The organism is Streptomyces europaeiscabiei (genome assembly GCF_036346855.1).
In the GTDB taxonomy this organism is placed as follows: Bacteria; Actinomycetota; Actinomycetes; order Streptomycetales; family Streptomycetaceae; genus Streptomyces; species Streptomyces europaeiscabiei.
In genome coordinates this window covers 8627435-8649575 of sequence record NZ_CP107841.1, presented here as the reverse complement: position 1 = coordinate 8649575, position 22141 = coordinate 8627435, and the positions used below count along the sequence as shown (strand labels likewise).

18 protein-coding genes and 1 pseudogene are annotated in these 22141 nt (G+C 70.4%); 9 read left to right on the top strand and 10 right to left on the bottom strand.

The features are described 5' to 3' along the window. Nucleotides 1–11: 11 nt before the first annotated feature. The 3 genes from OG858_RS37600 to OG858_RS37595 form a co-directional block, all read right to left on the bottom strand. Nucleotides 12–950 (bottom strand): beta-ketoacyl-ACP synthase III, encoded by a 939-nt coding sequence (locus OG858_RS37600; protein ID WP_037704327.1) that lies wholly within the window; start codon nucleotides 948–950, stop codon nucleotides 12–14. 149 nt (nucleotides 951–1099) lie between these two features. After that, complete coding sequence (locus OG858_RS48580; RefSeq protein ID WP_444875614.1) at nucleotides 1100–1237, bottom strand: MFS transporter small subunit; 138 nt, start codon at nucleotides 1235–1237, stop codon at nucleotides 1100–1102. Next, a complete protein-coding gene (locus OG858_RS37595; RefSeq protein ID WP_328544008.1) occupies nucleotides 1203–2537 on the bottom strand; it encodes an OFA family MFS transporter in 1335 nt (444 codons plus the stop codon). The genes OG858_RS48580 and OG858_RS37595 overlap by 35 nt, the downstream gene beginning before the upstream one ends. A 311-nt stretch (nucleotides 2538–2848) precedes the next feature. On the opposite strand from OG858_RS37595, the gene OG858_RS37590 reads away from it, so the two are divergent. The 6 genes from OG858_RS37590 to OG858_RS37565 all read left to right on the top strand — a co-directional run bounded on the left by OG858_RS37590 (nucleotide 2849) and on the right by OG858_RS37565 (nucleotide 10901). Beyond that, nucleotides 2849–3820, top strand: a complete 972-nt coding sequence (locus OG858_RS37590) for a 2-dehydropantoate 2-reductase (RefSeq protein ID WP_319064124.1) — start codon at nucleotides 2849–2851, stop codon at nucleotides 3818–3820. Next, on the top strand, nucleotides 3817–5754 hold the full coding sequence (locus OG858_RS37585; RefSeq protein WP_086753463.1) for a molybdopterin oxidoreductase family protein: 1938 nt from the start codon (nucleotides 3817–3819) through the stop codon (nucleotides 5752–5754). Before OG858_RS37590 ends, OG858_RS37585 begins: the two co-directional genes overlap by 4 nt. A 5-nt stretch (nucleotides 5755–5759) precedes the next feature. Beyond that, nucleotides 5760–7592, top strand: coding sequence for an NADH-ubiquinone oxidoreductase-F iron-sulfur binding region domain-containing protein (locus OG858_RS37580; protein WP_328544009.1), 1833 nt, complete (start codon nucleotides 5760–5762; stop codon nucleotides 7590–7592). Next, a complete protein-coding gene (locus OG858_RS37575; protein ID WP_319261288.1) occupies nucleotides 7589–8449 on the top strand; it encodes a 2Fe-2S iron-sulfur cluster-binding protein in 861 nt (286 codons plus the stop codon). Before OG858_RS37580 ends, OG858_RS37575 begins: the two co-directional genes overlap by 4 nt. 8 nt (nucleotides 8450–8457) lie before the next feature. Further along, nucleotides 8458–9321: a formate dehydrogenase accessory sulfurtransferase FdhD gene (gene fdhD / locus OG858_RS37570; RefSeq protein ID WP_086753469.1), complete on the top strand. Its 864-nt coding sequence runs from the start codon at nucleotides 8458–8460 to the stop codon at nucleotides 9319–9321. Nucleotides 9322–9665: 344 nt separating this feature from the next. Continuing rightward, a complete protein-coding gene (locus OG858_RS37565) occupies nucleotides 9666–10901 on the top strand; it encodes a hypothetical protein (protein ID WP_319064125.1) in 1236 nt (411 codons plus the stop codon). On the opposite strand, the gene OG858_RS37560 is transcribed toward OG858_RS37565, so the two are convergent. Further along, nucleotides 10840–11880, bottom strand: a complete 1041-nt coding sequence (locus OG858_RS37560; RefSeq protein ID WP_328544010.1) for a bile acid:sodium symporter family protein — start codon at nucleotides 11878–11880, stop codon at nucleotides 10840–10842. The two genes, OG858_RS37565 and OG858_RS37560, sit on opposite strands and share 62 nt — an antisense overlap. Nucleotides 11881–12022: 142 nt before the next feature. Here OG858_RS37560 and OG858_RS37555 point away from each other — a divergent pair, with 142 nt between their 5' ends. Both OG858_RS37555 and OG858_RS37550 read left to right on the top strand, forming a co-directional pair. Further along, on the top strand, nucleotides 12023–12898 hold the full coding sequence (locus tag OG858_RS37555; protein WP_086749411.1) for a LysR substrate-binding domain-containing protein: 876 nt from the start codon (nucleotides 12023–12025) through the stop codon (nucleotides 12896–12898). Nucleotides 12899–13209: 311 nt separating this feature from the next. Continuing rightward, on the top strand, nucleotides 13210–15036 hold the full coding sequence (locus tag OG858_RS37550; RefSeq protein WP_086749410.1) for an AMP-dependent synthetase/ligase: 1827 nt from the start codon (nucleotides 13210–13212) through the stop codon (nucleotides 15034–15036). 81 nt (nucleotides 15037–15117) lie between these two features. Here OG858_RS37550 and OG858_RS37545 read toward each other — a convergent pair whose 3' ends face one another. Then, nucleotides 15118–15900 carry a Tat pathway signal sequence domain protein gene (locus OG858_RS37545; protein ID WP_319315927.1) on the bottom strand — a complete coding sequence of 261 codons (783 nt, stop codon included), beginning with the start codon at nucleotides 15898–15900 and terminating at the stop codon, nucleotides 15118–15120. A gap of 233 nt (nucleotides 15901–16133) precedes the next feature. Between OG858_RS37545 and OG858_RS37540 the strand changes: the two genes are divergently transcribed. Next, nucleotides 16134–16970 (top strand): aldo/keto reductase, encoded by an 837-nt coding sequence (locus OG858_RS37540; protein WP_086749408.1) that lies wholly within the window; start codon nucleotides 16134–16136, stop codon nucleotides 16968–16970. Between the two features lie 25 nt (nucleotides 16971–16995). On the opposite strand, the pseudogene OG858_RS37535 reads toward OG858_RS37540, so the two are convergent. The 5 genes and pseudogenes from OG858_RS37535 to OG858_RS37515 all read right to left on the bottom strand — a co-directional run. After that, nucleotides 16996–17389: pseudogene (locus tag OG858_RS37535) on the bottom strand (gluconokinase); the annotation flags it as partial. Between the two features lie 85 nt (nucleotides 17390–17474). Beyond that, nucleotides 17475–18176, bottom strand: a complete 702-nt coding sequence (locus OG858_RS37530; protein WP_086749407.1) for an SDR family oxidoreductase — start codon at nucleotides 18174–18176, stop codon at nucleotides 17475–17477. 114 nt (nucleotides 18177–18290) lie between these two features. Continuing rightward, the gene (locus OG858_RS37525; RefSeq protein WP_086749406.1) at nucleotides 18291–19205 is read right to left on the bottom strand and encodes a class I SAM-dependent methyltransferase; all 915 of its coding nucleotides are present in this window, start codon (nucleotides 19203–19205) and stop codon (nucleotides 18291–18293) included. A 95-nt stretch (nucleotides 19206–19300) separates the two neighbouring features. Beyond that, on the bottom strand, nucleotides 19301–19894 hold the full coding sequence (locus tag OG858_RS37520; protein WP_328544011.1) for a dihydrofolate reductase family protein: 594 nt from the start codon (nucleotides 19892–19894) through the stop codon (nucleotides 19301–19303). A 224-nt stretch (nucleotides 19895–20118) separates the two neighbouring features. Beyond that, nucleotides 20119–21822, bottom strand: coding sequence for a glycoside hydrolase family 6 protein (locus tag OG858_RS37515; RefSeq protein ID WP_328544012.1), 1704 nt, complete (start codon nucleotides 21820–21822; stop codon nucleotides 20119–20121). Nucleotides 21823–22141 lie beyond the last annotated feature (319 nt).

The following is a 22141-nucleotide window of genomic DNA, read 5'->3' as shown; positions in this document are numbered from 1 at the left end:
GAACGCCCTGCTCACGGGCAGCGGACCACCTGTCCCGCGTACGACAGGTTGCCGCCGAAGCCGAACAGCAGCACGGGGTCGCCGCTGGAGATCTCGCCGCGTTCGACGAGCTTGGAGAAGGCGAGCGGGATGCTCGCGGCCGAGGTGTTGCCGGACTCGACGACGTCCCGCGCGACCACGGCGTTGACCGCGCCGATCTTCGCGGCCAGGGGCTCGATGATGCGCAGGTTGGCCTGGTGGAGGACAACGGCGGCGAGGTCGGCGGGCGTGAGTCCCGCCTTCTCGCAGGCCGCGCGGGCGATGGGCGGGAGCTTGGTGGTCGCCCATCGGTAGACGCTCTGGCCCTCCTGCGCGAAGCGCGGCGGGGTGCCCTCGATGCGTACGGCGTTGCCCATCTCGGGCACCGATCCCCACAGCACCGGCCCGATGCCGGGCTCCTCGGCGGCCTCGACGACGGCCGCGCCCGCCCCGTCCCCGACGAGGACGCAGGTCGTGCGGTCGGTCCAGTCCGTGACCTCGGACATCTTGTCGGCGCCGATGACGAGCGCCCGGGTGGCCGCGCCGGCGCGCACGGCGTGGTCGGCGGTGGCGAGGGCGTGGGTGAACCCGGCGCAGACGACGTTGACGTCCATGGCGGCCGGGTTCGGGATGGAGAGCCGGTTCGCGACCCGGGCCGCCATGTTCGGGGAGCGGTCGATGGCGGTGGAGGTGGCGACCACGACCAGGTCGATGGCCTCCGGGCCGAGGCCGGCCGAGGCCAGGGCCTTGGCGGCGGCGTGGCCGGCCAGCTCGTCGACCGGTTCGTCGGGTCCTGCGATGTGCCGGGTGCGGATGCCCACGCGGCTCGTGATCCACTCGTCACTCGTGTCGACCAGGCCCGCCAGGTCCTCGTTGGTGAGTACCTTGGCGGGCTGGTAGTGGCCGACGGCGGCGATTCGCGAGCCGTTCATGGGTGGTTCCCCTCGTTGCCTGTGGTCAGCGGGATCCACCAGTCTGATCAGTGACTCGCGGGTACGAGGGCGGGTGAGGCGACAGTAAAGCGTGGCCCGAGTTGTGGGCTTCTGTCAGACCTCAGGTCGGCTCCAGGGCGTCCGAACACTCACCCGGTGAACAATTGCGTAGCCTTTCGTACGAGTTCGTACAGTCCGTAGGTGAGCGGCACCCCCACCCACACCCAGGCAAAGACGATCAAGGGGCGCCGGTCAGGCGGATTCGGACTGGTGTCGCTGGACGACATTGGCGGCCTCCCTCGGGGCGGGGATGTGGAAGCGGGGGTTGACGGGCCGGACCAGTTCGTTGGCGACGAAGCCGATCACGAGCAGCCCGATCATGATGAAGAAGGACGTGCCGTAGAGGTCGGGGCCGGACTTGCCCGCCTCCTCCTGCCGGTCCGCGATCCAGTTGACGATCAGCGGTCCGAGGACGCCGGCCGTGGACCAGGCGGTGAGCAGCCGGCCGTGGATGGCGCCGACCTGGTAGGTGCCGAAGAGGTCCTTGAGATAGGCGGGGATCGTGGCGAAGCCACCGCCGTAGAAGGACAGGATGACCAGGGCGCAGACGATGAACAGCGGCTTGGAGGAGTCGCCGAACAGCGCGATCAACAGGTACATCAGCGCGCCCACGCCCAGGTAGACGCGGTAGATGTTCTTGCGCCCGATCAGGTCGGACGTCGACGACCAGACGATACGGCCGCTCATGTTGGCCGCGGAGAGCAGCGCGACGAACCCGGCGGCGGCGGTGACGGAGACCGGGGTGGAGGATTCGGCGAAGAAGTCCGTGATCATCGGGGCGGCCTTCTCCAGGATGCCGATGCCCGCGGAGACGTTCATGCAGAGGATGACCCACAGGCACCAGAACTGCGGGGTGCGGATGGCGTCGCGGGCCGAGACCTGCGGGCCCTCCAGCACACTCGGCCCGGAGTCGACCGGCTTCTCCGTGCGCGGCACCCGGACCAGCACCACACCGAGCAGCATGAACACCGCGTACGACAGTCCGTGCACCAGGAAGGCGACGGCGATGCCGGAGGAGTCGGAGCCGAAGGACTCCAGCATCTGCGCGGACCACGGCGAGGCGATGAGCGCGCCGCCGCCGAAGCCCATGATCGCGATGCCGGTGGCCATGCCCGGCCGGTCCGGGAACCACTTGATCAGGGTGGAGACGGGCGAGATATAGCCGATGCCGAGGCCTATGCCGCCGACGAATCCGTAGCCGAAGACGATCAGCCAGTACTGCTCGGTGGCCGCGCCGAGCGAGGCGATCAGGAAGCCGGAGGAGAAGCAGATCAGCGCCACGGTCATCGCCCAGCGCGGCCCGTTGCGCTCGACGAGGGTGCCGCCGAACGCGGCGGACAGGCCCAGCATGACGATGCCGAGCTGGAAGGGCAGTGCGCTCTGCGTGCCGCTGAGGCCGAGCGCGGACTCGAGCGGCGGCTTGAAGACGCTCCAGGCGTAGGCCTGCCCGATGGAGAGATGAACGGAGAGCGCGGCCGGGGGAACGAGCCAGCGGCTCCAGCCCGGGGGTGCGACGGGGGGACTCATGATCCCGGACGGTAGGGAGTGACAAGGGGGGTTGAAAAGGCGGCGCGTCGACCGTGTGCGGTGAGCGGTATCCACCGCGCGCCGAACGGTCGTTCCCCGGCCACTTTCGGCCTCGACTCCAGGCCACATGCCCTCGACAGGTCCTGGGCCCACGCCCACGCGGCACGTCCCGGCCACCTTCATGTCCGAGTAATGCCTTGCCCGTCCGTTGCGCGAACCCTTGCTGGGCCAAGTTCCATACTGTAGACAATATTTCGTCGACAGAGTTCGGCAGTTCCTCGGTACCCTCGACCGAACGGAGCTCCCTGATCATGAAAGTCGCAGTTCTCGGCGCCGGTGCGATCGGCGCCTACGTCGGCGCCGCGCTCCACCGCGCCGGCGCGGACACGCATCTCGTCGCCCGTGGACCGCATCTCGCGGCCATGAGGCGGGACGGGGTGCGTGTGCTCAGCTCACGCGGGGACTTCACCGCCCGCGCCCACGCCACCGACGACCCGGCCGACATCGGCCCGGTCGACTTCGTCTTCCTGGGCCTCAAGGCCAACTCGTACGCGGCGTGCGGGCCGCTGATCGAGCCCTTGCTGCACAGCACCACGGCGGTGATCGCTGCCCAGAACGGCATCCCCTGGTGGTACTTCCACCGGCACGGCGGCCCGCACGACGGCCACCGGGTGGAGAGCGTCGACCCGGCCGGCGCGGTCAGTGCGGTGCTCGCGCCCGAACGGGCCGTCGGCTGTGTCGTCTACGCGGCCACCGAGCTCGAAGGACCCGGTGTCGTACGGCACCTGGAAGGCACCCGTTTCTCCATCGGCGAGCCGGACCGTACGGTCTCGGCGCGCTGCCTCGCGTTCAGCGAGGCCATGGTGGCCGGTGGCCTGAAGTGTCCGGTGGAGCCCGATCTCCGGGGCGACATCTGGATCAAGCTGCTCGGCAACATCTCGTTCAACCCGATCAGCGCCCTGGCCCGCGCGACCATGCGGCAGATGTGTCTGCACGGCGGCACCCGCAAGGTCATCGAGACGATGATGACCGAGACGCTGGCCGTCGCCGAGGCCCTGGGCTGCGAGGTCGGTGTCTCCGTCGAACGGCGGATGGCCGGCGCAGAACGCGTCGGCGACCACCGCACCTCCACGCTCCAGGACCTGGAGCGCGGCAAACCGCTGGAACTCGACGTCCTCCTGGCCGCCGTCGTCGAGCTGGCGGACATCACGGGTGTCGAGGTGCCCACACTCCGCACCGTTCACGCCATCTCGGACCTGCTCGCGCTGAGGAGTGCCGCATGAAGAGCACGAAGAGCACGAAGAAACGGCAACCGAAGACCTACACCCGGCTCACCCACCCCCTCGTCCGCGACTCCCGCGACGAGCCGTTCCGGCAGGCGAGTTGGGAGGAGGCCCTGGACCGGGCCGCCAGGGGCATCGCGCGCAACCGCGGCGCGTTCGGCCTGTTCTCCTGCGCCCGCGCCACGAACGAGATGAACTACGTGGCGCAGAAGTTCGCCCGCGTGGTCATGGGCACCAACAACGTCGACTCCTGCAACCGCACCTGTCACGCGCCGAGCGTCGCCGGTCTCTCGGCCGCCTTCGGCTCGGGCGGCGGGACCTCCTCGTACGAGGAGATCGAGCACACCGACGTCATCGTGATGTGGGGCTCCAACGCCCGCTTCGCGCACCCCATCTTCTTCCAGCACGTGCTGAAGGGCATCCACAACGGCGCCCGAATGTACGCCGTCGACCCGCGTCGGACGTCCACCGCCGAGTGGGCGGAGAGCTGGATGGGGCTGAACGTCGGCACCGACATCCCGATGGCCCACGCCATCGGCCGGGAGATCATCCACGCGGGCCTCGCCAACGAGGCGTTCATCGAGCGGGCGACCACCGGCTTCGAGGAGTACAGGGCGCTCGTCGAGCCGTGGACACTGTCGCTGGCCGAGAAGGTGACGGGCGTACCGGCCGCCGCCATACGGCAGTTGGCGCACGCATACGCCCGTGCCGAGCGTGCCCAACTGTGCTGGACGCTCGGCATCACCGAACACCACAACGGCACCGACAACGTCCGCGCGCTGATCAACCTGTCGCTGCTGACCGGCCATGTGGGCCGCTACGCCTCGGGGTTGCAGCCCCTGCGCGGCCAGAACAACGTGCAGGGCGGCGGTGACATGGGCGCCATCCCCAACCGGCTGCCCGGCTTCCAGGACATCCTCGACGCGGAGTCCCGGCTGAAGTTCGAGTCGGCGTGGGACACCGTCATCCAGCCGCACTACGGGCTGAACCTGACGGAGATGTTCGAGGCCATGGAGGAGGGCTCGCTGAAGGCCGTGTACTGCATCGGGGAGAACCCCGCGCAGTCCGAGGCCGACAGCGAGCAGGCCGTACGGCGGATGGGGGAGCTGGACTTCCTCGTCGTCCAGGACATCTTCCTCACGAGGACGGCCCAGCTGGCGGACGTCGTGCTGCCCGCGACCGCCGGATGGGCGGAGACGGACGGCACGACCACCAACAGCGAACGCCGGGTGCAGCGGGTACGCCGTGCCGTCACCCCTCCCGGGGAGGCCCGCGAGGACATCGACATCATCTGCGACCTGGCCTCACGGCTCGGGCACGAGTGGAAGTACGCCGACGCCGAGGCCGTCTGGAACGAGCTGCGTTCGGTGTCGCCGGACCACTACGGCATGACGTACGAACGCCTCGCGCGGGAGCAGGGCATCCAGTGGCCCTGCCCGGACACCGACAGGCTCGAACCCTCGTATCTGCACGGCCGGTTGTGGGATCCCGACCCGGCGAGCCGGGGCCGGCTCGCCCCCTTCGGGATCGTTCAGCATGATCCGCCGGTGGACCTGACGGACGAGCGGTTCCCGATCCGGCTCACCACCGGGCGGCGGCTGGACTCGTACAACACCGGTGTGCAGAGCGGCGGTTACGCCTCACCGCTGAGGCGCGGGGAGTACGTCGAACTGTGCCCGGAGGACGCGGAGCGCTACGGGGTCGTGGTGGGCGAGGAGGTCCGGGTGTCCTCGCGGCGCGGGTCGGTGGTGGCGCCGGTGTGGATCGACCTCGCCCTGCGGCCCGGCCTCGCCTTCATGACCATGCACTTTCCCGACGAGGTGGACACCAACCAGCTGACGATCGAGGCGAACTGCCCGATCGCGGGCACGGCGGAGTTCAAGGCGTCGGCGATCCGGATCGAGAAGCTGCCCGTCGCGACCATCGTGAGGTGACGTAAGTGGACCTGCACTTCGGTGACAGCAAGCCCACGGACGAGGAGAAGGCGGCGGTCGACGCGTTGCTCGGCCCGCCGGAGTCCTCCTGGGAGGGCGCGGCCCGCGATGAGATGAGGGCCGCCGACCTGCGGTGGGCGCGGGGCGGCCGGGAGGCCCGGGCCCGCCGTGACCTGCTGTTGCCGGGGTTGCACGCGGTCAACGACCGGATCGGCTGGATCAGTGGGGGCGCCCTGGACTATCTGTGCCGGCGGCTGACGGTGCCGCCGGCGGAGGCGTACGGGGTGGCCACCTTCTACGCGATGTTCTCGGTCGAGCCGCGCCCCGCGACCGTCCTGCACGTGTGCACGGACCTGGCGTGCGCGGCGGCCGGGGCGGCCGACCTGTGCGCGGGCGTCGAGGCCCGCCTCGGCCTCGGCAGCGGGGTGGCCGTGCAGCGGAGCCCGTGTCTGGGGCTGTGCGAGCGGGCACCGGCCGCCCTCGCGATCAAGGCCGGGGACCCGGTGCGTACGGCGGTGTCGGCACCGGCGACCGTCGAGGGGGCCGTGCTCGCGGCGAGCGCGCCCGACTCCGCGGACGAGGAGCCCCCGGCCGCCATGGCGGTCCCGCAGGCCGGGGACCCGTCGTTGACGCTGCTGGGCCGCGTCGGTGTCGTCGACCCGTCCTCCCTCGACGACTACCGCGCCCATGGCGGCTACGCGGCCCTGCGTCGGGCCTTCGAGCTCGGCCCCGGAGGGGTCATCCGCGAGGTCACCGACTCGGGCCTGGTCGGGCGGGGCGGCGCCGCCTTCCCCACCGGCCGGAAATGGCAGGCCACGGCCTCGCAGCCCGACCATCCGCACCACCTCGTCTGCAACGCGGACGAATCCGAGCCGGGTACCTTCAAGGACCGCGTGATCATGGAGGGCGACCCATTCGCCCTGGTCGAGGCGATGACGATCGCCGCGTACGCGACCGGCGCGCACCGAGGTCACCTGTACCTGCGGGGCGAGTATCCGCGGGCCCTGCACCGGCTGGAGCACGCGATCGCCCAGGCACGCGCCCGCGGCCTGCTCGGCGAGAACGTCCTCGGCCAGGGCTACGCCTTCGACATCGAGATCCGCCGGGGCGCGGGCGCCTACATCTGCGGCGAGGAGACGGCCCTCTTCAACTCCATCGAGGGCTACCGGGGCGAGCCCCGCGCGAAGCCGCCGTTCCCCGTGGAGAAGGGCCTGTTCGGCAAGCCGACCGTGGAGAACAACGTCGAGACGCTGGTGAACGTCCTGCCGATCCTGACCATGGGCGCCCCGGCGTACGCGGCGATCGGCACCGGGCGCTCCACCGGGCCGAAGCTGTTCTGCGTGTCGGGGAGCGTGGAGCGGCCCGGCGTCTACGAGCTGCCCTTCGGGGCGACGCTCGGTGATCTGCTCGCGCTCGCCGGGGTACGGGACCGGCTGCGGGCCGTCCTCCTCGGCGGCGCGGCCGGCGGTTTCGTACGCCCCGACGAGCTGGACATCCCGCTCACCTTCGAGGGGACGCGGGAGGCGGGCACGACGCTCGGCTCGGGGGTCGTCATGGCCTTCGACGACACGGTCCCGCTGCCCCGGCTGCTGCTGCGGATCGCGGAGTTCTTCCGGGACGAGTCCTGCGGTCAGTGCGTGCCGTGCCGGGTCGGGACCGTACGGCAGGAGGAGGCGTTGCACCGGATCGCCGAGCGGACCGGTGCGGCGGCGGCCGGTGACATCGCCCTGCTCAGGGAGGTCGGCCGCGCGATGCGGGACGCCTCGATCTGCGGTCTCGGGCAGACCGCGTGGAACGCCGTGGAATCCGCGATCGACCGTCTGGGGGCGTACGAATGACCGTGATCCCGCTCGGAGTGCCGCGTCGCCTCCTGGAGTTCACCATCGACGGGGAGCCGGTGCGCGCTCCCGAGGGCTCGACGATCCTCGACGCCTGCCGGGCCGTGGGCAAGGACGTCCCCACCCTCTGCCAGGGCGACACGCTCGCCCCGAAGAACGCCTGCCGGGTCTGTGTCGTCGAGGTCGAGGGGGCCAGGACCCTCGTCCCGGCCTGCTCCCGCCGGGCCGAGCCCGGTATGGAGGTGCGGACCGACACCGAGCGCGCCCGGCACAGCCGCAAGATCGTCCTGGAACTGCTCGCCTCCTCGGTCGACCTCTCGACGACCCCGCGGGTCGCCGAGTGGATCAAGGAGTACGAGGCGAAACCGGACCGCTTCGGCCCCGACGCGGCCCGGCTGAACGAGGAGCCCAGGGTCGACAACGAGCTGTACGTGCGGGACTACGACAAATGCATCCTGTGTTACAAGTGCGTGGACGCCTGCGGGAACCAGTGGCAGAACACGTTCGCGATCTCCGTCGCCGGGCGCGGCTTCGACGCGCGGATCGCCGTGGAGCACGACGCTCCCCTGACCGATTCGGCCTGCGTCTACTGCGGGAACTGCATCGAGGTGTGCCCGACGGGCGCGCTGTCCTTCAAGTCGGAGTTCGACATGCGGGCGGCGGGCACCTGGGACGAGTCGGCGCAGTCGGAGACGACCACGGTCTGCGCGTACTGCGGTGTGGGCTGCAACCTCACACTCCATGTGCAGGACAATGAGATCGTGAAGGTCACCTCGCCGCACGACAACCCGGTGACCCACGGCAACCTCTGCATCAAGGGCCGCTTCGGCTACCAGCACGTACAGAACCGGGACTGAGACACGACATGGGACGAGTCACGGAACGACGCAAGGTGATCCGCATCCGGGACGGCGCGGTCTCCACCCGCCCCGACACCCTCGTCGCCGAGGAACCGATGGAGATCCGGCTGAACGGCAAGCCGCTCGCGATCACCATGCGCACCCCGGGCGACGACTTCGCGCTGGCGGCGGGGTTCCTGGTCAGCGAGGGCGTGCTCGCCGAGCGGTCGGACCTGCAGAACATCGTCTACTGCGCGGGCGCGACCGCGGACGGGTCGAACACCTACAACGTGGTGGACGTGCGGACGGCGCCGGGTGTCGAGCTCCCGGACATCACTCTCGAACGGAACGTGTACACGACGTCGTCCTGCGGGCTGTGCGGCAAGGCGTCGCTGGACAGCGTCCGTACGACCGCCCGCTGGGCCATCGACGACACGCACGGCGGTGACGCTCCCCCGGTCCGGCTCGACCCCGAGTTCCTCGCGAGTCTCCCCGACCGGCTCCGCGCGGCCCAGCGGGTCTTCGACCGGACCGGGGGTCTGCACGCGGCGGCCCTGTTCGGCGAGGACGGCGAGCTGCTCGACGTACGGGAGGACGTGGGGCGGCACAACGCGGTGGACAAGCTGGTGGGGCGGGCCCTGCAGAGCGGTTCGTTGCCGTTGTCCCGTGCGGTGCTGCTGGTGTCGGGGCGGGCCTCGTTCGAGCTGGCGCAGAAGGCGGTGATGGCGGGGATACCGGTGCTGGCGGCGGTGTCCGCGCCGTCCTCGCTCGCGGTCGACCTGGCGGCGGAGACCGGGCTGACCCTGGTGGGCTTCCTGCGGGGCACCTCCATGAACGTGTACGCGGGCGAGCACCGTATCGCCCTGCGGGCCGCGGCCGACCAGGGCTGAGCGGCTCCCCGCGTCCACGACGGTGGGGTCCCCGGCGGGGAGCGCCCCCTGCGCCGGGGGCTCCGCCGGTTCGACCGCCGGGTACACGTCGTTGGTCCACTGTCGTTGGTCCACTGGTGCGTTGCCGGGTGCGGGTCCGGTCCGGTGGGGCTTCTCGCGCAGTTCCCCGCGCCCCTGAAATGCAAGGCCGTGCCCTTGTCCTTGAGTGGCGCGGGGAACTGCGCGAGCAACCACGACGTACCTGCGGCCGCCGACGAACCGAACTCCCGAGCTCTTGCGCGAGACACGCGCGATCCCGCGACTGCCCATGGACCGGATCGGCGCGGGCAACTAACGTCCCTTCCGTGCCCGATGACGCAGGAGCACGACAGCGGACGGGGGCCGGACCGGTCCTGATCCTCGCACTGGTCCTGGCCCTCGCGGCCGTGCTGCTCACCGCCCTCCCGGACGACGACCGGGAGGGCGGCGGCGCCTGTACGGCCCGTACGGTCCGGGACTGGGACCCGGACCCGGCCCTGACCGGCGAGTTCACCCGGTACGGCGACGACGCGACCCGCACCGACGACTGGACCGGCGGCGACGGCACCCACTCGGTGCGGCTTCCGGACGGGCGGGTGCTGTGGCTGTTCTCGGACACCTATCTGGGCCAGGTGCACCCCCCGCCCAACCCGGCCGGCGAGTCCGTGGCGTGGCGGGACGTCTCCACCCCCCTGGTGCGCAACTCGGCCGTGGTGATGTCCCCTTCGGGCCGTCTCGAATCCACGATCCCGGCCCCCGTCTTCCCGGATCCGGCGCCGCAGCGCTGGCGCTGGCCGGTGGCCGCCCGGGTCGAACCCCGCTCCCCCGGCTCGGACGAGAAGGTCGTACGGGTGCTGCTGTGGACCCGTACGGCGGGTAGGTCTCCGTGGATCTACGGGGTGCCCACCGCCACCGAGGTCGCCACACTGTCGCTGCCCGGTCTGCGGCTGGAGGGGATCACGACGGTGCTGGACCAGGAGTCGGTCGCCGATCCGGCCCGGCGGGTGCTGTTCGGGACGACGGCCGTCGACGCGGGCGCGTGGACGTACGTCTTCGGCGGCACCGACGCCCAGGCGGCCTCCCGGCCGACCTCGCACGCCTTCGTCGCCCGGGTGCCGCGCGGCCGGCTCGGGGAGCCGGGGGCGTGGGAGTACTGGGACGGCTCGCGGTGGGCGGTGCGGGGGCGGCCCGCGGCGGTGCTCGGGAACGGGAAGGACAGGGGGGTGGGCAGCGCCTTCACCGTCGTACGGGACGGGCGTACCTATGTGCTGTTCACCATGGCCGCCGGTACCGAGGGGCTGACGACCGTGACCGCCTACTGGGCCTGCTCCCCCACCGGGCCCTGGCACGGGCCCTCCAAGGGCTTCAGTCCCCCGCTGCCGAACAGCGGCGTCGCAGCGTACAACCCGCAGGCGCACCGGGCGGTCGACGACGGGCGGCTGGTGCTCAGCTACGACGTCAACTGGCTGGACGCCGACGCTGCGGCGGCACAGGTGAACATCACGCGGAACGTGTCCCTGTACCGACCGCGGTTCGTATCGCTTCGTCTCGCTGCTCCGTGACCGCCGGCTCCACCGGGTCGTGGGCGCGGCGCTTGGCGATGACCGCGCAGACCATCAGCTGCATCTGGTGGAACAGCATGAGCGGCAGGACGGCGAGGGAGGCCTCGGGGCCGAACAGGACGCTCGCCATGGGCAGCCCGGAGGCGAGGGACTTCTTGGAGCCGGCGAACTGGATGGCGATCCGGTCCGCCCGGTCGAAACGCAGGGCCTTGGCGCCGTACCAGGTGAGCAGCAGCATCACCGCGAGCAGGACGGCCTCGACGACGAGGAGGCCGCCGAGCCGCAGCGGGCTGACCTGGCTCCAGATCCCGCGCACCATTCCCTCGCTGAACGCGACGTAGACGACGAGGAGGATCGAGCCCCGGTCGACGAGGCCGAGGATCCGCTTGTGCCGGGTGATGAACTCGCCGATCCAGCGGCGGGCGAGCTGCCCGGCGAGGAACGGCACCAGCAACTGGAACACGATCTTCATCAGCGAGTCGGCGGAGAAGCCCCCGGCGCTCCCGCCGAGCAGGGTCGCCGCGAGCAGCGGGGTGATGACGATGCCCGCGAGGGAGGAGAAGGAGCCCGCGCAGATCGCGGCGGGCACGTTGCCCCGGGCCATCGAGGTGAAGGCGATCGACGACTGGATGGTCGACGGGACGAGGGTGAGGAAGAGCAGCCCCGTGTAGAGGGAGTGGCTGAGGAACACCGGTTCGAGGCCGCGGGCGGCCAGGCCCAGCAGCGGGAAGACCACGAACGTGCACACCAGGACCGTGAGGTGGAGCCGCCAGTGCTTGAGGCCGTCGAGTGCCTCGCGGGTGGAGAGCCGGGCGCCGTAGAGGAAGAACAGGAAGGCGATTGCGGCCGTGGAGGCGCCCGACGCGACCTCGGCGGCCGTACCCCGTGCCGGGAGGAGCGCCGCGACGCCGACGGTCCCGAGCAACAGCAGGATGTACGGGTCGATCGGCAGCCGGCTCGGCCACTTGAGGCGTTTCACGGTGCTCCACGTGCTTTCGATGAGAGTGCGTTCGGGGGCCGGAAAGCCCCTCCCCATCGTCCTCCCCGGACACTTGATCGGGAATCCGTCATACCGCTCTGACTGTCATCGCGTTCAGCGATAAGCGAGTAGGGTGGCGATCGTGTACGAGCCCTCCCACCTGCGCACCTTCCTCGCCGTGGCCCAGACGCTGAGCTTCACGCAGGCCGCCCGGCGGCTGGGGCTGCGTCAGTCCACGGTCAGCCAGCATGTGCGCCGCCTGGAGGACGCGGCCGGGCGGCAGCTGTTCTCGCGGGACACGCACTCCGTGGAGCTGACGGAGGACGGCGAGGCGATGCTCGGTTTCGCCCGGCGGCTCCTGGAGGTGCACGAGCAGGCGACGGCGTTCTTCACCGGCACCCGGCTGCGCGGGCGGTTGCGCTTCGGCGCGTCCGAGGACTTCGTGCTCACCCGGCTCCCGGAGATCCTGGAGGCCTTCCGGCACGACCATCCCGAGGTGGATCTGGAGCTGACCGTCGAACTGTCGGGCACGCTGCACGAGCAGCTCACGGCGGGCAAGCTCGACCTGGTACTGGCGAAGCGGCGCCCGGAGGACCCGCGCGGCGAACCCGTCTGGACGGACAGGCTCGTATGGATCGGCGCGGAGCGACTCCGCGTCGACCCCGACCGCCCGGTCCCGCTGATCGCCTATCCACCGCCCGGCATCACGCGCGCCCTGGCCCTGGAGGCGCTGGAGCGCGAGGGCCGCTCCTGGCGCATCGCCTGCACCAGCGGAAGCCTCAACGGCCTCATCGCCGCCGCCCGTGCGGGCCTCGGCGTGATGGCTCACTCCCGTCGCCTGGTGCCCCCCGGCCTGGTCCGCGTCCCCGAGCGGGCCGGGCTGCCGGAACTCGGCGAGGTCGACTTCGTACTCGTCCACGGCCGCCGCCCGGGAACGGCCGCGGGCGCCGCGGACGCCCTCGCGGCGGCCATCCTCTCCGGTGGCGACCGGCTCCACGGCCGTGCGCGCGGAGTGTGACGGGGCCGGTCGTCCTCGCGTCGGTGTCCGGCTCCACCCGGCACGTCAGACATGAGCAGTGTTCGCGTTTCCCCAGGCCAGACCGTGTTCAAAGGGAGCGCGCACCGTAACCGGAGCGTGCGGATTCGGTGGAGATCGACCTCCCCGAACTTGCTGCGGCGTCAGGCATCCGCCGGAGACCTCCCGATCTGCGTAAGTTTTTCGGCACCGACTCGTGTCATCCGTCCCAATGCGCCCCTCCACAACCCTCCCGTCCGTTCTCCCGGTGAGGTAGCTTTCACGCGCTGTGCGGAGCGCCACGAGGAGCGGGTTTGCGCGAGTTCACCAACCCCCCGTTGGCGTCGGCGCCGCCGGTGGGCGGCCTGGCCGACGTCGTCTTCGAGTACGCCCAGGAGGACCCGACATACATCGCGCTCGGTCGTAAGGACGAGCAGGGCCAGTGGCGCGACATGACCTCCGCCGAGTTCCGTGACGAGGTCCTCGCGCTGGCGAAAGGGCTGCTGGCGCAGGGCATCCGGTTCGGCGACCGGGTCGCCATCATGTGCCGTACGCGCTACGAGTGGACCCTGTTCGACTACGCGCTGTGGACCGTCGGCGCCCAGGTCGTCCCCGTCTACCCGACCTCCTCCGCCGAGCAGGTCTTCTGGATGCTGTACGACTCCCAGTGCACGGCCGCCATGGTCGAACACGAGGACCACGCGATGACCATCGCCACGGTCATCGACCGGCTGCCCCAGCTGCGCCGGCTCTGGCAGCTGGACGTGGGCGCGGTGCAGGAGTTGTACGCGTCGGGCGCACAGCTCGACGACGAGGTGGTGCACCGGCACCGGCGGGCGGTGACGCCCGAGTCGGTCGCGACGATCATCTACACCTCCGGCACGACGGGCCGGCCCAAGGGCTGTGTCATCTCGCACGCCAACTTCATGGTCGAGGCGGACACGGTCATCGAGCGCTGGGCGCCGCTGTTCAAGTCCCGCAAGGGCGACGAGGCGGCGACGCTGCTGTTCCTGCCGCTCGCCCACGTCTTCGGGCGGATGGTGCAGGTCGCGGGTATCCGCGGGAAGGTCAAGTTCGGTCATCAGCCGCAGCTCAACGCGGCCGTCCTGCTGCCCGACCTCGCCGCCTTCCAGCCGACCTTCTTCCTCGCGGTGCCGTACATCTTCGAGAAGGTCTTCAACGCGAGCCGGCGCAAGGCCGAGCGCGAGGGCAAGGCCGGCCCGTTCGAGAAGGCCGTCGAGGTCGCCGTGAAGTACGCGGACGCGATGGAGGCGCGGGCCTGGGGCATCGGGCCCGGCCCGTCGGCGGGGCTGCGGATGCAGCACCAGTTCTTCGACAAGGTCGTCTACGGCAAGATCCGGGAGGCGATGGGCGGCCGGATCAAGTACGCGATGTCCGGCGGCTCGGCGATGGACCGGCGGCTCGGGCTGTTCTTCGCGGGCGCGGGCGTCCACATCTTCGAGGGGTACGGCCTGACGGAGTGCACGGCGGCCGCCACGGCCAACCCGCCCGAGCGCACCCGGTACGGCACGGTCGGCCAGGCCATCCCGGGCATGACCGTGCACATCGCGGACGACGGCGAGATCTGGCTGCGCGGCCCCAACGTCTTCCAGGGCTATCTGAACAACCCGAAGGCCACCGACGAGACCCTGCACGACGGCTGGCTCGCCACCGGCGACCTGGGCTCCCTCGACGAGGACGGCTATCTCACCATCACCGGGCGCAAGAAGGAGATCCTGGTGACCTCGGGCGGCAAGAGCGTCTCGCCCGCGATCCTGGAGGAGCGGGTGCGCGACCATCCGCTGGTCGCCCAGTGCATCGTCGTCGGCAACGACCGTCCGTACATCGCCGCCCTGGTCACCCTCGACGGGGAGGCCGTCGAGCACTGGCTCCAGATGCACGGCAAGGCCAGGCTGTCACCGGCCGAACTGGTGCGCGACCCGGAGCTGGAGACCGAGGTGCGGCGGGCGGTGGTCGCCGCCAACACCCTGGTCTCGCAGGCCGAGTCGATCCGTACGTTCCGGATCCTCGCGCACCAGTTCACCGAGGAGCACGGGTTGTTGACGCCGTCGCTGAAGCTGAAGCGGAAGGCGATCGAGAAGGCGTACATCACCGAGGTGGAGGCGTTGTACCGGGCGTGAGACCCCACCGGGCGGGACCGGGCGCGAGACCCCACCGGGCGTGAGCCCGCCCGGTCCTGTCGGCCGGACTCGCCTCAGGGGTCAGACCAGTTGGTAGCCCCGCATGTTCCGCAGCAGCATGTGGCAGTTCTGCAGGGAACCCGAGGTGTCGCCGAGGGCGCGGTAGATGCCCCACTTGGGGCGCAGCCGGTCGGCGAGGAAGGTGTCGACGCCCGTGCGGGAGACGTCGACGAGGGTGGTCGAGCCCTTCTTGAGGATCCAGCGCACCGAACCGGCCGAGCCATTGCCGACCTCGACCCTGAAGTCGACGTCGACCCAGGAGTTGTGCAGGGGCACCAGGTCGGTGCGGCCGACGAGGATGTTGTCGATCGGCAGCCTCAGCTCGATGGTCTGCGCACCGTTCACCCGGCGCAGCGACTGCACGACGAGGGGCGAGGTGCCCGCGCCGGGCTGCTTCATCTGCATGATGTGCGTGAAACTCGTCGTCGCCTTCAGCGAACTCGGCAGGTACATCCCGTAGGTGACCCGCCAGGTCTGGCCCTCGGTCCAGCGGAGGAAGCCGCTGCCCGTGCGCAGGCCGGTGACCTCGTGGCGCTGACGGTCGGTGGAGGTGTCCCGGTCGACGGTGTGCATGTCGAACCGCCAGGTGTCGCCGGTGGCGTGAATGTGCGGCGAGGCGGAGGTGTGCGAGTCGGCGCGGTCGTCCTCCAGGGTCTCGAAGGCCCGCAGCCCGTCGGTGCTCGCCGAGGGGGACCACTTCAACTGCCAGGAGGCGGCGTGCGCGGCAGGGGCCGGCAACCCGGCAGCGGCCGCGGCGGTGCCGCCGAGCGCGGCACCGAGGAGGTTCCTTCGTGTGGGGGTCATGAGCCATCCATTCACGTATGTGATCAGAATTCACCGACGTGCGTCGCGGCAGGGAACAGACTCCACGCGTGACCGTGCTCGGTCAATGGTCCAGACCGATACTCTTGAACCGTCGGATCCGTTTCCGGCCATTCTGCGATTCGGGACGCGAGCGGTCCGCTCAGGAATGCATCGTGCTCCGTGATCGTTGACGATGGGAAGTACCAACCGACCGACCTAAGGATCGAGAGCTCGTGAGCAGCAAGGTCCCCCCGATCATCCTGAACAACGGCGTCGAGATGCCCCAGCTGGGCTTCGGCGTGTGGCAGGTGCCGGACGACGAGGCCGAGCAGGCGGTCACCACCGCGCTGGAGGCCGGCTACCGCAGCATCGACACGGCCGCGATCTACGGCAACGAAAAGGGCACCGGCAAGGCCATCGCCACGGCCGGCGTGGCCCGCGAGGACCTCTTCGTCACCACCAAGCTCTGGAACAGCGACCAGGGCTACGACTCCACCCTCCGCGCCTTCGACGAGTCCCTGGACAAGCTCGGCCTGGAGTACGTGGACCTGTATCTGATCCACTGGCCGCTGCCGGCCCGCGGCACGTTCGTCGACACGTTCAAGGCGTTCGAGAAGCTCTACGCGGACGGCCGCGCGAAGGCCATCGGTGTCTCCAACTTCCTTCCGGAGCACCTGGACACGCTGATCGAGGCCACGAACGTCATTCCGGCGGTCAACCAGATCGAGCTGCACCCGCACCTCCAGCAGCTCGCGGCCCGCGAGTACCACGCGGAGCAGGGCATCGCCACCGAGGCCTGGTCGCCGCTCGGCCAGGGCAAGGGGCTCCTGGAGGTCCCGGCGGTCATCGCGATCGCGCAGAAGCACGGCCGCACCCCGGCCCAGGTGGTCCTGCGCTGGCACCTCCAGTTGGGCAACGTGGTCATCCCCAAGTCCGTGACCCCGTCCCGCATCAAGGAGAACATCGAGGTCTTCGACTTCTCCCTGGACACCGAGGACATCGCCGCGATCAGCGCGCTGAACGAGGACCGTCGCATCGGTCCGGACCCGGCGACGTTCAACCAGGCCTGAGAGCGAGCCCATGGCTGACGCCTGCTCACCGAGAGCACGAAGACAGCGGAGACCGCCCGTCGGATGATTCCCGGCGGGCGGTCTCGTGCGTGCGGACAGTGCCGCTGTCCAGCTCCGGCGCGGGGCCGCTCTCCAGCTCCGGGGCGGGGTGGCCCGTCCGGCGTGAGCGCGGGTCCCGGTCCGGGACGAGCGTGACCTGCCGGTGGGACATCCGGTCCTCGATGAGCGCACGGTCACCGGCGAGGCGCACGATCACGACTCCGGGGCGCCGCGGCCCGTGCAGCCGGTCCCGGTACGCGCGCTCGACCGCGGAAACAGCCGACCACCCCGCCGAACCCGTCCCGGCCGTGCGCCCACGCAACGATGACGTCCGGCCACGGCCTCCGGTCCGCGTCGTCCAGTGGTGTCCCGGCCGACATCCCTCCCCCGTCCGGGGTCAGCGCGGTCCCGGTCCTGGCCCGACCTGGCCGTGGCCCCCGGTCCCGGTCCCGGTCGGGCGTGGTCTCAGACCGGCTGGCCGATCGGGCGTACGACCACGGTGTTGACGTCGACCCCGGCCGGCTGGCGGATCGCCCAGACCACGGAGTCGGCGATCTGGTCGGCGGTGAGGAGATGGCCGGGCGGAAGGCTTCCGTAGTTGTCCCAGAACGGGGTCTCCACGCGGCCGGGCGCGATCAGGGTCACCCCCACACCCCACTCGGTGACCTGCCGCCGGGTGTTCTCGGCGAGCCCGGTGACGGCCCACTTCGTCGCCCCGTAGATGTTGCCGGGCCCGTGGATGAAGCCGGCGACGCTGCCGACCAGCATGATCCGGCCCCGGGTCTCCTTGAGGGCGTCGATGGCGGCCCTGATGAGCAGGGCCGGGCCCAGCACGTTGGTCAGCACCATCTCCGTCCACCCGGCGGGGTCCCCCTCGGCGACGGTGTCATGGGTGGCGAACCCGGCGTTGGCGAGGACGGTGTCGATCCGCCCGAACTCCTTCAGCGTGGTGTCCACCGCCGCCTGGACGTCCGCGTACTCGGCCGCGTTGCCCGGAATGGTCAACAGCCCCTCCGGATCGCCCAGTTCGGCGGCGAACGCACGCAACCGCTCGGCCCCGCGCCCGGTGACGGCCACCCGGTGGCCGTGGCCGAGCAACTGCCGGGCTACCGCGGCTCCGATACCGGTGCCGCCACCGGTGATGAGCGCGACCGGAGCTTCGGACATGGCTACCCCCTCTTGACGCGGATCGGCCGGCTCGGATCCGGCCGACGGGTGGAGTCCACCACTTGAAGCGCTCTCGAAGTCAAGAGCCGCAGGCGGCCGGGGCCCTGCCGGAAATCACCGCCGGGCCACGTGAACCGTGTGGGCCGCGAGGACGAAGAGGTCCGTGCGGTGGTACAGGCTCGCCTTGTCGTCGGGGTCGAGGAGCCGGTCGACGGTCGCGAGGTCGGAGGCGTCGAGGAAGTCCGCGAGCATTCCCCGGCCGCGCTGGAACTGGGCCACGGCGTACGCGCGGGCGGCTTCGGGGACGGGGGCCGGGATGTCCAGCAGGAAGGTGTGGGACGTGGCGTCACGCAGGCCGACGGCGGTGAGCAGCCCCGGCCAGTCCTCGGTCTCCGTGACGCTGCCGGGCACCGCGGCCCGCATCTCGGAGAACCACCGGTCCTCGGCCGCGTCGAGCCTGGACTGCAGTCCGGGGCGGCCGATTCCGATGTCACGGGGCAGGAACCGGCTGGGCAGCCCGCCCTCGACGAGGGCCACCATGCCGCCGGGGGCGAGGCGTTCGGCGAAGGCGGCGAGGGCGGCGCGCTGGTCGCCGAGGTGATGCAGGCTACGGCTGGCCCACAGCAGGTCGACGGGGTAGTCCAGGTCGTCCAGACCGCCCGGCAGTTCGGCCTCCACGATGTCGAACCGGTCGGCGAGACCCAGGCGTTCGGCACGGGCGCGGGCCCGCTCCAGCAGGGGCCCGGAGCCGTCCAGGGCGACGACCCTGGCGCCGGGGAACTCCTCGGCCAGCAGACAGCTCACGACCCCCGGGCCGCTGCCGACGTCGACGACCAGACCCGGTTCGGGCCGGCGGGCGGCCACCCAGGCGGCGGCCCGTCGGTTCAGCGGCGCGAACAGCTCCGCCTGTCCCTCCAGGTGCTCGGCCAGCTCGGCCCAGTCGATGTCGGTGTGGTCGTGACCGCCGTGACGGTGGCCGTGGTCGTGGCCCTGCTCGTGCCGACCCTGGCCGTGGTGGTGCTGTCCCATGACGTGGAGCCTCTCTTCCGGGTGCCGTCAGCTTGCTCCGACGCACCGGAGAACGGCCACTCCCCTTGCCGTATCGGCAAATCCTTTGTGCCGATTCAGTCCTTCTCCGCCACTCGGTAGACGCACACGTTCACGCCCGCGCCGCTGGTGGTGGTGGAGACCAGCTCCAGGGTGTGTTGGCGCCGTCGCCGGGGAAGATCGTCTTTTCCGCCGCCGAGGACGACCGGCATGACGATCAGGACGAGCTCCTCGGCGAGGCCCTCGTGCAGGAGGGTGCGGGCGAGGGTGGGGCTGCCCATCACGAGCAGGTCGCCACCGCTGGTCTCGCGCAGCTCACGGATGCGGGCGACGGCGTCCTCGCCGGGGATGCGCGTGGTGTTCTCCCAGGCCGGTCCGGAGTCGGTGAGGGTGGCGGACACGACGTACGTGCGGATGGAGTTCATCCGGTCGGCTGGGGGTCCCCCCGCTTGCGGGGGAGGATCGCCGGCACGGTCGGGCCACGCCCCGGCCATGCCCTTCCAGGTGCGGCGTCCGTACAGCAGCGCGTCGGCCTTCTCCAGCGCGGCGTCCCAGGCGCCACCGACGACCTCCGGGTCGAAGGACGGGTGGGTCCAGCCGCCATGGGCGAACCCGCCCTCGGTGTCCTCGTCGGGGCCGCCGGGCGCCTGTACGACACCGTCCAGGCTCATGAACTCACAGATCACGAGGCGCTTGGGGTTCTCTTTCCTCGTACTGTCACGGGTCTCTCGTACTGTCACGGGCTCACGGCGACGAAGACCGCCGCGTCGCCCGGAACTCATCGCACCCGCCCGCCTCCGCCATCGTGATGTGGCTCATACAGACGTGCCGCTGGCCCGCCAGGGGGTGGGGGAAGTGTGGCTGACCCCTGGCGGACCGGTTCTACCGAGCGGACTCAGAGCGCGGGGTACGCGTTCTGCATCAGCTGCTGGAACTGGGCGGAGAACCAGTGCCCGGAGATCGGCGCGTTCGCCAGGGCACCGGACATGTTGTTGTTGTTGCGCGGGTTGCCCGTGTACGTCGGGTCGCACATGCGGTCGAAGCCCTTGCCCTCGTTGTTCGGGATGGCGGAGCTGGACCCGTCGGACTCACCCGGCGGCTTCATCCACACATAGGCGTCGATCCCGGCTTCGGGGGAGGCCTTCGGACGCTCGCCGAGGCCGGCTCCGGACTGGTTGCACCAGTTGCCCGTGTTGAAGCGACGGTCGTAGCGGCCGCCGTCGACGTAGGTGTCCACGCTGGTCGTGGCGCCGGGACCGGTGGGCCGGGCGCTGCCGCCCCAGCCGTTCCTGGAGGTGTCGATCAGCATGCCGATGTTCGAGTTGAAGCCGACCGAGACGAGCTGGTTGCGGAAGGCCTGGGCGAAGGACAGCTCGTCGACATAGCGGTTCCAGTCGACCCACTTCGACTCGCGGACCGACTTGCCGGCCACGGAGCCGTTGATGGAGAAGTTGTTCTCCTTGAGGGCGCTGTAGTTCGCCGTGTTGGTGATGAAGCCGTGGACGTCGTTGACCGTGGCGCCCTCGGCGGTCGCCGCCTCCTTGAACGTGGTGGCGGAGGCACCGAAGTTGTCGTCCCAGCCGATCCAGCCGTGGTGGCCGGCGTCGACGTAGTTGTAGACGTTCCCCACGTCACCGAGCTTGTTGAGCGCGTAGCCGACGCCCTTGACGTAGTTGCCGTTGGCCTTCATCACATCGCACTGGGGGGTGGCCGTCGGGCGGCTGCCGGTGTTGGTGACGAGGTTGGGCAGCGAGTCGATCTCGACGGTCGTGACGATGCGCAGGCCGGCGTACTTCGAGTCGGCGAGGATGGCCGCGATCGGGTCGATGTACTCGGTCCTGTAGCGGCCGATCTCCGTCGGGCCCAGCTCGCCGTTGGAGGCGAGGGCCGCGCAGTCACGGCCGGGCAGGTTGTAGATCACCAGCTGGATGGCCAGCTCGCCCGAACCCTTCTGCCGCAGCGCCTCGTCGAGGTGGTCGCGCAGGCCCATGCCGCTGCCCACGCCCTCGATGGCGGCGATCCGGTCCAGCCAGACGCCCGTCGGCTGGCTGGAGATCCGGCTGCCGCCCGGCTCGGCGGCGGCCTTCGCGGACCACTCCGGGTTCACGTACACCTTGGCGCCGGAGTACGGGTTGTCCACCTTCGTGCCCGGTGTGCCCGGGTCCGTGCCACCGCCGCCGTCGTCGACGTTGCAGGTCACGCCGTCGAGCGTGAAGGTCGTCGGCAGGGCGTTGGTGCCGCTGTAGGAGGCCTGGAAGCCGAAGCTGACCGAACCGCCGGTCGCCAGCGTGCCGTTGTACGTCTCGTTGGCGGCGGTCACCGACGTACCGCTCTGCGTGATCCGGGAGTTCCAGCCGTTGGTGACCTGCTGGTTGCCCGCATAGGACCACTTCACGGCCCAGGACGACTTCGCGGCACTGTTGTTGGTGATCGTGACGGCGGTGGTGAAGCCGGTGGACCACTGGTTCTGCACCTTGTAGTCGACCGTGCAGGGGATCGCCTGGACGCCGGCGTCGTCCGGTACGGCGGCCATGGCGGGTCCGGCGGCGCCGGCGACCAGCGCCAACGCAGCCAGGAGTGCTGTTCTGGTACGGCTCATGAGTGCGGGTTTCCTCTTCCGTAGTGGGGTGTACGAGGAGGAGTCGTCGCGCTGTCGCCGAGGCGAGTAAAAGACCTGAACGCTGGGGGTGTGCTCTGAGCGTCCCTCGCAGCTCGGACACGTCTGGGAAGTACGCGTCGACTGGTGGAACCGCTCCCACTGGTGCTGGTGAAGGTAGCGCCAAGTGACGGTAAAAGACAGAGGTGTTGCGTTATTGCGCCCGCTGAATCTTTTCGCCCTGATCGAATCTTTTCGACTCTTCAAACACCTTGACCCCTTGCGCCCTCCTCCTCAATATGGGAGCGCTCCCACTGGTTCA